Origin of the sequence: Flavobacterium silvaticum, assembly GCF_012911565.1 — a bacterium.
Taxonomy (GTDB): Bacteria; Bacteroidota; Bacteroidia; order Flavobacteriales; family Flavobacteriaceae; genus Flavobacterium; species Flavobacterium silvaticum.
In genome coordinates, this window is record NZ_JAAMPU010000106.1 from 292,862 (window position 1) to 305,067 (window position 12,206).

General features: G+C 45.7%; 10 protein-coding genes. 1 reads left to right on the forward strand and 9 read right to left on the reverse strand.

Annotated elements, in window-relative coordinates; all coding sequences use genetic code 11:
- Positions 1 to 6 precede the first annotated feature (6 nt).
- The 9 genes from nuoF to G6047_RS11775 form a co-directional block, all read right to left on the reverse strand.
- Positions 7 to 1,374 carry an NADH-quinone oxidoreductase subunit NuoF gene (nuoF, locus tag G6047_RS11735; RefSeq protein ID WP_169527804.1) on the reverse strand — a complete coding sequence of 456 codons (1,368 nt, stop codon included), beginning with the start codon at positions 1,372 to 1,374 and terminating at the stop codon, positions 7 to 9.
- Positions 1,367 to 1,912 carry an NADH-quinone oxidoreductase subunit NuoE family protein gene (locus tag G6047_RS11740; RefSeq protein WP_169527805.1) on the reverse strand — a complete coding sequence of 182 codons (546 nt, stop codon included), beginning with the start codon at positions 1,910 to 1,912 and terminating at the stop codon, positions 1,367 to 1,369. The genes nuoF and G6047_RS11740 overlap by 8 nt, the downstream gene beginning before the upstream one ends.
- 5 nt (positions 1,913 to 1,917) lie before the next feature.
- A complete protein-coding gene (locus G6047_RS11745) occupies positions 1,918 to 3,156 on the reverse strand; it encodes an NADH-quinone oxidoreductase subunit D (protein ID WP_169527806.1) in 1,239 nt (412 codons plus the stop codon).
- Positions 3,156 to 3,683: an NADH-quinone oxidoreductase subunit C gene (locus G6047_RS11750; protein WP_169527807.1), complete on the reverse strand. Its 528-nt coding sequence runs from the start codon at positions 3,681 to 3,683 to the stop codon at positions 3,156 to 3,158. Before G6047_RS11750 ends, G6047_RS11745 begins: the two co-directional genes overlap by 1 nt.
- Before the next feature lie 9 nt (positions 3,684 to 3,692).
- Positions 3,693 to 4,247, reverse strand: a complete 555-nt coding sequence (locus G6047_RS11755) for an NADH-quinone oxidoreductase subunit B (protein WP_169527808.1) — start codon at positions 4,245 to 4,247, stop codon at positions 3,693 to 3,695.
- Positions 4,248 to 4,312: 65 nt separating this feature from the next.
- Positions 4,313 to 4,678 (reverse strand): NADH-quinone oxidoreductase subunit A, encoded by a 366-nt coding sequence (locus G6047_RS11760; RefSeq protein ID WP_169527809.1) that lies wholly within the window; start codon positions 4,676 to 4,678, stop codon positions 4,313 to 4,315.
- 335 nt (positions 4,679 to 5,013) lie between these two features.
- Positions 5,014 to 5,211 (reverse strand): cold-shock protein, encoded by a 198-nt coding sequence (locus tag G6047_RS11765; protein ID WP_169527810.1) that lies wholly within the window; start codon positions 5,209 to 5,211, stop codon positions 5,014 to 5,016.
- A 208-nt stretch (positions 5,212 to 5,419) separates the two neighbouring features.
- Positions 5,420 to 7,174 (reverse strand): aspartate--tRNA ligase, encoded by a 1,755-nt coding sequence (gene aspS, locus G6047_RS11770; protein WP_169527811.1) that lies wholly within the window; start codon positions 7,172 to 7,174, stop codon positions 5,420 to 5,422.
- Between the two features lie 424 nt (positions 7,175 to 7,598).
- Positions 7,599 to 8,666, reverse strand: a complete 1,068-nt coding sequence (locus tag G6047_RS11775) for a glycoside hydrolase family 53 protein (protein WP_169527812.1) — start codon at positions 8,664 to 8,666, stop codon at positions 7,599 to 7,601.
- 302 nt (positions 8,667 to 8,968) lie between these two features.
- Between G6047_RS11775 and G6047_RS11780 the strand changes: the two genes are divergently transcribed.
- Positions 8,969 to 12,206: beta strand repeat-containing protein (locus tag G6047_RS11780; RefSeq protein ID WP_169527813.1), on the forward strand; the 3,238-nt coding region annotated here is incomplete at its 3' end.

Below are 12,206 nucleotides of genomic sequence, written 5' to 3' on the forward strand. Positions count from 1 at the left end.
TTCTGTCTAAACGGTGGCTTTTGCCAACAGATGTTTGACTTTTTCAAATGGTTCCTCAACAAAATGATCGCGGTTTTTGATCTTCTCCGGGAAACGCACATGGTATTCGAATTCGTCGCGGAAATGACGGATGGCTGCCGCAACAGGCCAGGCCGCCGCATCTCCTAACGGACAAATGGTATTTCCTTCTATCCGGGCTTGTATGCTCCAAAGCAAATCGATGTCTTCTTCGCGTCCGTGGCCGGTTTCAATTCTGTGCAATACTTTTTCAAGCCAGCCTGTTCCTTCACGGCAAGGCGAACATTGTCCGCAGCTTTCGTGATGGTAGAAACGTGAAAAATTCCACGTGTTGCGAACGACGCAGGTTGTATCGTTGTATACGATGAATCCGCCGGAACCAATCATGGAACCACTCGCAAAACCACCGTCGCTCATGGATTCGTAAGACATCATTCGGTCTTCTCCGTTAGCTGTTTTATAGATAAGATGGGCCGGCAGAATCGGCACCGAAGATCCACCCGGGACCAATGCTTTAAGCGGACGCTCGTTGAGCATACCGCCGCAATATTCATCGGAGTTGATGAATTCGTCTACAGAAATGCCGAGTTCGATTTCATAAACGCCTGGTTTTTTGATATGACCCGATGCTGAAATGAGTTTTGTACCCGTAGATTTTTCAGTTCCAATCTTTGCATATTCGGCACCTCCGTTCAAAATCATCCACGGCACGGCGGAAATAGATTCCACATTGTTGACCACCGTCGGGTTCTGCCACAATCCTGAGATTGCAGGAAATGGTGGCTTGATACGCGGATTGCCACGTTTGCCTTCGAGTGATTCGATCAGCGCGGTTTCTTCCCCGCAAATGTAAGCGCCTCCACCAACATGAACGTTGAGTTCCAGGTCATAACCGGTTCCAAGGATATTTTTCCCCAGCCAGCCAGCCGCATAAGCTTCCTTGATGGCATTCTGCAAAATCTTATAAACCCACATATATTCGCCGCGGATGTAGATGTAGGAACGATGTGCCTCAAGTGCGAAACTCGAAACGATCATGCCTTCAATCAGCAAATGCGGGATGTATTCCATTAGGAAACGGTCTTTGAAAGTTCCCGGTTCCGATTCGTCGGCGTTGCACACCAAGTGGCGCGGTTTGCCTGATTTTTTGTCGATGAAGCTCCATTTCATACCCATTGGGAAACCTGCGCCTCCACGGCCTTTGAGCCCGGAAGTCTTGACTTCGTTGACGATATCGTCAGGTGTCATGGTCTTGAGCGCTTTTTCTACAGAAGCGTATCCGCCTTCTTTGCGGTAAACCTCGTAAGTCCGGATGCCCGGAACGTTGATCTTATCGAGAAGTAGCTGCTTACCCATGATTGACTTTATAATGGAGTTCTACTTTACCAGCCTTGCAGTCGTCGATGAGCTGGTCGATTTTTTCTTTAGTCAGGTGTTCTTTGAACGTGTCGCCCAATTGCATCATAGGAGCATATCCACAAGCACCGAGACACTCGACCCCACGCACTTCGAAAAGCCCATCAGCCGTCGGTTCGCCAATGCCGACACCGAGTTTTGAGCAGGTATAATCCATCAGGTCTTCCACGCCACGCGTCGCACAGCAGGAAGTCTGGCAGAATTCGAACATGAATTTCCCGATAGGACGCTGGTTGAACATGGTGTAAAAAGACACGACTTCATAAACCTCGATAGGCCTGATTCCGATGATTTCGGCAACCTTGTCCATGAGTTCCACAGAAAGCCAGTTGTCGTGGGCATCCTGTACTTCGTGAAGAATAGGCAGGAGCGCTGATTTGGGTTTATCTTCGGGATAATGACTCAGCAACTCATTGATCGTGGCCATGAGTTCCGGCGTCATGTTGATATCCTGATGTATGCGATGTGTTCTGTCCATAAGCGTTAGGCGTCTAATTCGCCAGCGATTACATTAAGGCTTGACAGGGTTGCGATGGCGTCAGAAAGCATCTGTCCGCGAACCATGTCGTTGAAAGCCTGGTAATATATAAAGCACGGACGGCGGAAATGCAACCTGTATGGCGTGCGGCTGCCGTCTGTAGTCAGATAAAATCCTAATTCCCCGTTTCCTCCTTCTACCGCGTGATAGACTTCGGTAACCGGAACGGGAACTTCGCCCATTACGATCTTGAAGTGGTAGATTAGTGCTTCCATGTTGTGGTAGACATCTTCTTTTGGAGGCAGATAATAATCAGGTACATCGGCGTGGTATGGGCCTTCCGGCATTTTTTCCATGGCCTGTTTTATAATTTTGAGCGATTCCCAGACCTCCGCGTTACGGACACAGAAACGGTCATAGGTATCACCTGATTTTCCCACCGGAATATCGAATTCAAAATCTTCATAAGAGGAATACGGGCTCATGACACGAACGTCGTAATCGATTCCGGCAGCACGCAGGTTCGGGCCTGTGAAGCCGTAGCTTATCGCTTTTTCTGCCGATATCGGGCCGACATCGATTGTCCTGTCCATAAAAATCCGGTTGCGCACGAGCAGGTTCTCGAATTCGCTCCAGATTTTCGGGAATTCCTCAAGGAAATCATTGATGCGCTTGAAGACTTCCGGGCTCCAGTCTCTTTCAAAACCTCCAATACGTCCCATGTTTGTCGTCAAGCGAGCACCACAGATTTCCTCGTAGATCTCGTATATTTTTTCTCGGTATTGGAACACATATAAAAATCCGGTCAATGCGCCTGTATCGACACCCAAAACCGAGTTGCAGATGATGTGGTCGGCAATACGTGCCAGTTCCATGATGATGACGCGCATATATTGGACGCGTTTTGGAACTTCTATGTTCAGGGCTTTTTCGACCGTCATCCACCAACCCATGTTATTGATTGGTGACGAACAATAATTCATACGGTCGGTAAGTGGCGTAATCTGGTAAAACGGACGGTTTTCGGCAATCTTTTCAAACGCGCGGTGGATATATCCGACAGTTCCTTCGCCATCCATGATACGTTCGCCATCCATCAGCAGGATATTCTGGAAAATTCCGTGTGTAGCCGGGTGCGTCGGACCGAGGTTCAGTATCGAAAGCTCGCTTCCGTCCTCGTTCTGGTTCTGCTTTATTACGGCGTCGAATCGTTGTTCCGGTGGTAATAGAAGATCGTCTGCCATCAGTTTTTGTAATTATCAGTTTGTCTTCCGAAGAAACGGTCGTCTTTATCGGTACGTCCGCCATCTTCCATCGGGAATTCTTTTCGCATTGGGAACGAAACCATTTCATCCATGTTCAGGATTCTTTTCAACTGCGGATGTCCTTTGAATATGATGCCATAAAAATCGTAGGTTTCGCGTTCCTGCCAGTTTGAGCTCAGGAACAACGATGTGACGCTGTCAATTTCCGGAGCGTCACCATCAAGGTAACATTTGATGCGGATCCTGACATTGTCAACCCAGTTGTGCATGTGATAGACCACAGAGAATTGCCGGCTTTTTTCGGCATCCGGAAAATGCATACCGCACAAATCTGTAAGGAAATTGAACCGGAGCGTTGTATCGTCTCTCAAAAATGCCATCACTTCAAGAATCGAATCAGCTTCGACCTCAAAAGTCAGGATGTCATGGATTTTTATGAAGTCGCTGACCGTGGTTCCGAATTTATCGGACACTTTTTCAATCAGCGTATGTTGATCTAATGCCATAAATACGGATTAGGTAATGTTATAAGATGCCAGCAATTCCTGATATTCAGGTGAACTTCTGCGACGTACCGATTCGGTCTTGACCAAATCCTGCAGTCTTAGGATTCCGTCGAGGATCTGCTCCGGGCGCGGCGGACAACCCGGAACGTACACGTCAACCGGAATGACTTTATCAATGCCTTGTAAAACCGAATACGTGTCGAAAATTCCACCGGAACATGCACAGGCACCTACCGAAATGACCCAACGCGGTTCGGCCATTTGTTCGTAAACCTGACGTAAGATCGGGGCCATTTTCTTGGCAATTGTTCCCATTACGAGAAGCATGTCTGCCTGACGAGGGGAAAAACTCATGCGTTCTGATCCGAAACGGGCTACATCGTAATGCGAAGCCATGGTCGCCATGAATTCAATTCCGCAGCAAGAAGTGGCAAACGGCAACGGCCAAAGTGAATTGGCACGCGCCAGGCCGACTACCGAATCGAGCTTTGTGGCAAAAAAGCCTTCCCCTGAATAACCTTCAGGTGCATCGGCTGTATTTATTTTTTTAGAAGAATCGTTCATTTTTTCAGTCTTTAGCAAACATTCGGGATTTCAACTTCATCAATCATCATCTGTTCCCAAACAACTTATTCCCACTCAAGGCCTTTCTTACGGATCACGTAAACAAAGCCAATAATGAGGAGCGTCATAAAGATAGCCATCTTCACGAGTCCTTCAACACCCATTTCGCGGAAGTTCGTGGCCCATGGATACATAAAAATCACCTCGACATCGAACAAAACGAAAAGTATGGCAACCAGAAAATATTTTACGGAAAAAGGAATCCGCGCGTTGCCGATGGATTCGATTCCGCACTCAAAACTCTTGTCCTTGTTCATTGATTTTCGGCTAGGCCCCAAAAAAGAAGAGCCAATTATTGTGAGTACAACGAAGCCGACAGCCAGCAACATTTGCATGGCGATTGGGATATAATCGATTTGGTTTGTCTCCATAGGATAAGATAGTTTATCAGGAAGTACAAAAATAGCTTGGGAAATGTGAAAAAACAAAGGAAACGCGGGCGGCTGGAGTAACGGCGACCTAATTTTTATTGATTATAAATAAGATTGGGGTCCATTTCAACAGAACCTCACCAGAGACCTTGCCGGTTTTATAAAACATGCAAAGTCCATGATAAACAATTCCGGAATTCCGACCAAAAAGCCAAACCTTTATTTACAACCGAAATCAACCAAAACAAATCTCCAATTATCAAAACTGCAGCAAACAAAAAAGCGCCTCCAACCGGAAGCGCTCTGTCTTTTGTGAAAGTAAGCTATTTAAGTAATTATTTTATTAACGATACCTGAGCTGCAACTTTTCCTTTGCGGCCTTCTTCTTCCTCATAATTTACCTTGTCGCCTTCACGAAGCTGGTCCCCTTTAAGGCCTGTTGCATGAACGAAGATGTCCTTTCCGGTTTCATCATCGGTGATGAATCCAAATCCCTTGGATTCAATAAAAAATTTCACTGTACCTGTACGCATAATTCTGATAAAAAGGTTATTGATTTACAAATGTAAATTATTATCCCTTACGTTTTTTGGCTACGTTAAAATAAAGCCAATAATTATCGGATTATTGAAAATAATATTCAGATTTTACAATATAAACAGTCTAACTCGTTCAAAACCTGAGAATACTGCTAACTTTTCAGAAATCAGAAAAATCAGCCTCACCGTTGTTTTGTGCGCCTTATTTTGCAGTTTCCAAACGTATGTTCAACTCCTTCAATTGCTCGTCATGAATTATAGAAGGCGCATCGATCATCACGTCTCTTCCTGAGTTGTTTTTAGGAAAGGCGATGAAATCACGAATGGTTTCCTGTCCGCCCAGAATAGCCGTCAACCTGTCTAATCCAAAAGCCAATCCGCCATGAGGTGGAGCACCAAACTGGAACGCATCCATCAAAAACCCAAACTGGTTCCGGGCTTCTTCTTCAGTGAAACCGAGATATTTGAACATCAACGCCTGTGTTTCTTTATCGTGGATACGGATTGATCCCCCGCCAATCTCATTCCCGTTCAAAACCATATCGTAGGCGTTTGCCCTGACTTTTCCGGGATCTGTTTCCAGCAACGCCATATCTTCCGGTTTAGGAGACGTAAACGGATGGTGCATCGCATGGTATCTGCCGCTTTCTTCATCAAATTCGAGCAATGGAAAGTCTACAACCCATAGCGGGGCGAATTCTTCCGGTTTCCTTAGCCCGAGACGTGTAGCCAGTTCCATCCTTAGAGCTGACAGTTGCGCACGGACCTTATCGGCTTTGCCAGACAATACAAAAATCATATCGCCGGCTTTTGCTCCTGTAACTTCGGACCATTTCTTAAGATCTTCCTGATCGAAAAATTTATCTACAGACGATTTGAACGTTTCGTCTTCATTGCATTTCACGTAAATCATTCCTGATGCCCCAATCTGCGGACGTTTGACCCATTCGATCAACGCATCTATTTCCTTACGTGTCATTTCGCCACAACCCGGAGCCGCAATTCCAACCACGAGTTCGGCCAAATTGAAAACACCAAAATCTTTATGCTGGGCAACAGAATTCAATTCCCCGAATTCCATCCCGAAACGAATGTCGGGTTTGTCATTTCCGTATGTTTTCATCGCGTGATCATACGTCATGCGTGGGAATTTATCCACTTCGATTCCTTTGATCTCTTTGAGCAGATGGCGCGTCAAACCTTCAAAAGTGTCCAATATATCTTCCTGTTCCACAAACGCCATTTCGCAGTCGATCTGGGTGAATTCAGGCTGTCTGTCGGCACGCAAATCCTCGTCACGGAAGCATTTCACAATCTGGAAATATTTGTCCATTCCGCCAACCATCAGCAATTGCTTGAATGTTTGAGGCGATTGAGGCAGGGCGTAAAACTGTCCAGGATTCATGCGTGAAGGCACCACGAAATCACGCGCACCTTCCGGAGTCGACTTGATCAAATATGGGGTCTCGATTTCACAGAATCCTTTTTCAGACAGGTAATTCCGTACGGCCATGGAAACCTTGTGACGGAAGATCAAACTTTCCTTTACCGGATTGCGTCGGATGTCGATGTAGCGGTATTTCATGCGGATATCCTCACCACCATCGGTATTGTCTTCAATGGTGAACGGAGGCGTCAGTGCGGCATTCAAAACAGTCAGTTCAGACACCAATATTTCAATGTCACCAGTCGCCATATTCGGATTTTTCGACTCACGCTCAATGACACGGCCTCTCACCTGGATCACGAATTCGCGTCCTAACGTATTGGCCTTTTCAAACACTGTAGCATCTGTTCGTTCCGAATCAAAAATGAGCTGCGTAATGCCGTATCGGTCGCGTAGATCGACCCAGGTCATAAAACCTTTAGCACGTGATTTCTGCACCCATCCGGCAAGCGTGACTTCTGAATTGATATGTGCGGCATTGAGTTCACCGCAGGTATGGCTTCTGTACATTTTGATTCAAATTTGTCGCAAAAGTAAAATGAATAATTAACAATTAATAATTAATAATTGTTAGAAGCTGGATCCTGCAGCCTGTTCAACGCGAGCCTGAGGCGAACCGAGCCAAATCAATTAAAATAACAACTATAATTGGATAATCTTTAGCTCCAACCCGTTTTTGGCATTGGCATCATCAGGCTCGGGTGGTCGGTGGTGAAAAGCAGCGCAACTGCAATGATTTAACAAAATGTACATTTTTACTGTATGTCCCGCATTAAAAAAATTCAGAACTTACCTTCAGGGAAGGGGCCGGTGTAGTCCCTAAAAAAATTTCCGGCAACCTTGATACATAAAAAATGTACTTTTTAGCTATGCTCAGTTCGGCTAAAGCCTCGGGTGTTAAAATTTGTAATACGCTATTTCTACAAATTTGATTTCATCTTTCGAAAACATCCAGGACAGAAAGCCCGTTGTGGTCAAAGTCAAACAACGCCTGGTTTTCATACGGTGAACCGCTCGTGGATTCAGGCCCGCGGAAAGCAACCCATTCACCACCCCAGTAACAAAAGCCATTACCATTCGGGTTCCATTCGACCAGATTTCTTATACTTTGGAGAAATTGCTTTTGCCCGTTGGGAGTCGCCGGATATCCGGGAACCAGTTGTGATTCGAGACCTACTATGTTGTTTGTCCAGTCATCATAACCTAAGGTAAACGGATAAGCAGTTTCTGCAATGAGGATTTCTTTTCCCGTATGATTCTGGATCAGGGCCATAACCGAAGATAATTCATCCAGATCGGTGCCATGCCAAACCGGATAATACGATAGTCCGGCACTGTCGTAATCGATATCTTCGAATGAATCGAAAAATTCCACAGCTCCGGAAGTCCCGGCGTAATGAATCATGATTTTTGTCTGCGGAGATTGTGCGCGGATCGAGGCACTCACAGCAGAAAACAGTTCATGGCATTGAAGCGGATTCTGTGATAACTGACCCATTGGCCATAAAAATCCGTCGTTGGTTTCGTTGCCAATCTGGAAAATATCGGGATGTATTTGTTGGATAATTTCTGAGGTATAACCAGAAACTTCGGCTTTCAATCCATCGAAATCCAATACCTGCCACTCTTGTGGAATCATCTGCTGGCCCGGATCGGCCCACGTATCGCTAAAATGCACACTGAGCCAGACCTGCATTCCCAAAACCCTTGCCCGCATTGCCATTTGTTTGACTTCGGCCATTCCGGAATGTCCGGCGGGCGGATTCTTCCACAATCGCAACCGAATTGTATTACATCCGTGGTCATGAAGAATCTGTATGGCATCTTTGGGCTGTCCGTTATCATAGTATATGGTTTCAGATTGTTCGATTTCGGGAAGAAAAGAAAGATCAGCGGCACGAACGAAGGTATCCGTTGAATTTGCATTGGCGTTTTCATCGGAACAACCAGACAAAAGAATCGTCAAAAGACCAAAGACGATAGGGCATAAAAGTTTTTGCATGGCGAAATTTACAGCAAACCACATTGGATTAGAGCAATAATTTCCCACTGATTTAATGAATGTTGATAAAATTTATTTCTAACTGTAATTATGTTTTTGACAGTTATTTGATTGTTTAAGAAAAATCATTGTGGATTTTGTTGAGAATAGCCGGATTTCTTAAAAATATCATAATTCAGAAATCTCAAGGGTTAACAAAAAGATAATCAGGCATATCGGATAATACCTAGTTACTGCATTATCTTAGCTCCCTCAATTTTTCAAAAATTTTATAAATGAAAAAACAGTTACGATTTCAAAAGATGAGATTTTTCCTCTTCTTGGCAATTCTGTTCGCAGGTATGTCCTCAAATGGACAAGTATTGCTCACAGATGATTTCAATTACGCCACGGGCCAATTGCTGACCGCAAATGGATGGACCGTCCTTAGCGGTGGAACCACTCAGGCTATCGATGCAACCACTGGATTAAGTTTTTCAGGCTATGGCGGTGCTGTGGCAGGAGGTGCGGCTAATCTGGATAATGATGGGCAAGATGTAAACAAGGCTTTCACATCTCAAACTTCCGGTGTTGTTTACGTTTCCAGCGTAATACAAATAACCGCATCAACCACTGCAGGTTATTTTATGGGGCTTTCTTCATCTTTAGGAAACACAACCTATTTTTCTCGCTTATGGGTAAACGCTGCCGGAAATGGAATTAATGTCGGCACAAATGCACCCTCATCGTATGTAGCTATAACTCCGGGAGTTCCTACACTAGTAGTTCTTAAATTTGATTTGGCGACAAAAGTAACAAGCCTATTTGTGTTGAACAGCTTTGTCTCGTCGGAACCAACCACACCTTCGTCTACTTTTACAGAGGCAGCCAATACCAATGCTGCTGGCGCTGTTTTTTTGAGGCAATATAGCTCTGCCCAAAGAATCATCGTTGACGGTATCCGTATAGCAAACACCTGGATAGAAGCAGCATTGCCCGCAGGTCCGCTTGTGACTACGACGGCTGCAACCAGCGTTACCACAACCAGCGCGAGATTGAATTCTTCTGTCAATGGTTATGGAACTACGACTTCATGGTCTTTTGATTATGGTACAACCGCTTCTTATGGATCAACCGCGACTGGAACGCCTTCTTCAGGTACTGCCGCAGCCACTCCATATGCCGATTTATCTTCATTGGTTCCAGCAACATTTTACAACTTCAGAGCCGTTGGAACTGTCAGTTCAACCGTCACGAACGGAAGCAATCTGACATTCTATACTCTCGCAGCTGTTCCGAATGCTCCGGTTGTCAATAATGCAGGAATTTTTACTTTGGATGTTTCCATACCAAGCGGCACGGCTAACGGAAATTCCGGGGCAGCCGAGTATGCCATTCAGGAAACTGGCGGGCAATATGTCCAGGCAAACGGTTCACTAGGCGCAACGGCTGTGTGGCAAACTGCTTCGGCATGGTCTACAGTTACCGTAACAGGTCTTAACTCAAATACAACCTACACTTTTCATGTGAAGGCCAGAAATGGTGCCGCTACTGAAACAGCATTCGGAGCTTCGGCTTCAGGAACGACAATGGCGCAAACATCGCCGAATATAACTTTGGTTACAGACATTACAGCATTTGGAAACGTCTGTACAGCTGCTACCTCAACTCATAATTTTGCAATCAGCGGCGCAAACCTTAATGGAGCTGCAGTTACTGTAAATGCTTTGTCCGGATATTCGTATTCACTTACAGAAACCGGAACTTACACATCCACCCTAGGTATTCCATACACTGGAAACTCCTTCACGAACACAACGGTTTGGGTTAAATTTTCACCCGTTGCCGTACAATCATATAGTGGAGATATCTCAATTAGCGGTGGCGGATTACCTTCATCTTTCCTTGTGGGCGTGACTGGGGCCGGAGTGAATACTGCAGCTACGGTCAATACGACGGCTGCATCTGCTGCTACTTCTACAGGAGCGACTCTCAACGGAAACTTCACCGCTGCATGTACCGCAGTCACTTCTTACGGATTTGAATACAGCACAACCAACGGATTTGCAAACGGAGCTGGAACGAATGCGGGTTCTTCAAACGCTGCATCAGGTGTTTTCTCAACTTCACTGACAACACTTGCTCCTAATACCACATATTATTATAAAGCATATGCAATCGATGGATCAGGCACGCATTACGCAACCCAACAGCAGTCATTCCTTACTTCTGCTATCCAAACACCGGTTGCAACAGCTGCAACATCCCCAACTACTTCTTCTTTTGTGGCTAATTGGAATGTTACAGGTGGAGCGACTTCATACAGATTGGATGTTGCTACCGATAGCAGTTTCAGCACTGGTTTTTCGGGATCTCTTGCAGAATGGACCTTCCCTACAACATCTGGCCCCGACACGCCATCTACCGCGACAACATTAAACACCTCAAAACAAATTACTACTAATGCCGGAACAATCGTTTACAGTAGTGCAGGTGTAACTACCCAGTCAGCATCTACATCTGGCTGGACAAGCGGATCTGGCAGTAAATATTGGCAAGTGGAAGTCAACACCACAGGCGTTTCAAACATTCACCTGAATTCTGTACAGCAATCTTCGAACACCGGTCCAAAAGATTTCAAGTTGCAATATAAATTAGGAGCTTCAGGTACTTATACAGACGTACCAGGCGGTGAAATTACCGTGGCAAACAACGTTGTAACCGGAAGTGCCGATGTAACGCTTCCAGCAGCTTGTAACAATCAGGCCTCGGTATTTATCCAATGGATTATGACGTCGAATACTGCTGTGGGTGGAGCTGCTGTAGCAGGAACGGGAACAAGTCGAATTGACGACATAATCATTACCGCCTCAAGTCCGACAACCCTACTTCCGTCATATACAAATCTTACCGTTAACGGAACATCCCAAACTGTATCCGGACTTTCAGCCAGTACAAATTACTACTACCGTGTCCGTGCCGTTTCTGCCAACAGTACATCTGGTAACTCAAATACGATTACCGCCACTACAACTGCAGCACCTGTTGCCACTTTTGGAGGTATCACCCAGGCTGCCGGAGTTTGCGCTGGTGGAACAGCTACATTCAATGTAACCGGATTATTGTATCCTTCCACTACATTGCTTACCTACCATATTGGAACAGGCGGAAACCAAACAGCAAGCCTTACTCCTGATTCAAGCGGAAATGCAAGTTTCACTTTGGCACTGACTGCAGGAAATAACGGACAGACATTGACTGTTACTTCTGTTCAACGTACCGATGTCACTTCTTCATCTGTAACTGTTTCATCTAATAATACTGTCGTTCTGGTATCGCCAGCTTCAGTTACCTACTACGCCGATGCCGACGGAGACACCTTCGGTAACACCGCAGTTTCCCAATCGAGCTGTACAGGTGCGCCTGCAGGTTACGTGACGGACAACACCGATTGCAACGATGCCGACAACACGAAACACGCTTCGTTCCCTTTCTATGCGGATACCGATGGCGATACGTTCGGGGCCGGTTCTTCGGTGAGTGTCTGTGCTGTCGATGCCA

Excerpts from the sequence above, each read along its gene's own strand:
- nuoF (WP_169527804.1), bottom strand. The coding sequence starts at position 1,374 with ATGGGTAAGCAGCTACTTCTCGATAAGATCAACGTTCCGGGCATCCGG.
- G6047_RS11740 (WP_169527805.1), bottom strand. The coding sequence starts at position 1,912 with ATGGACAGAACACATCGCATACATCAGGATATCAACATGACGCCGGAA.
- G6047_RS11745 (WP_169527806.1), bottom strand. The coding sequence starts at position 3,156 with ATGGCAGACGATCTTCTATTACCACCGGAACAACGATTCGACGCCGTA.
- G6047_RS11750 (WP_169527807.1), bottom strand. The coding sequence starts at position 3,683 with ATGGCATTAGATCAACATACGCTGATTGAAAAAGTGTCCGATAAATTC.
- G6047_RS11755 (WP_169527808.1), bottom strand. The coding sequence starts at position 4,247 with ATGAACGATTCTTCTAAAAAAATAAATACAGCCGATGCACCTGAAGGT.
- G6047_RS11760 (WP_169527809.1), bottom strand. The coding sequence starts at position 4,678 with ATGGAGACAAACCAAATCGATTATATCCCAATCGCCATGCAAATGTTG.
- G6047_RS11765 (WP_169527810.1), bottom strand. The coding sequence starts at position 5,211 with ATGCGTACAGGTACAGTGAAATTTTTTATTGAATCCAAGGGATTTGGA.
- aspS (WP_169527811.1), bottom strand. The coding sequence starts at position 7,174 with ATGTACAGAAGCCATACCTGCGGTGAACTCAATGCCGCACATATCAAT.
- G6047_RS11775 (WP_169527812.1), bottom strand. The coding sequence starts at position 8,666 with ATGCAAAAACTTTTATGCCCTATCGTCTTTGGTCTTTTGACGATTCTT.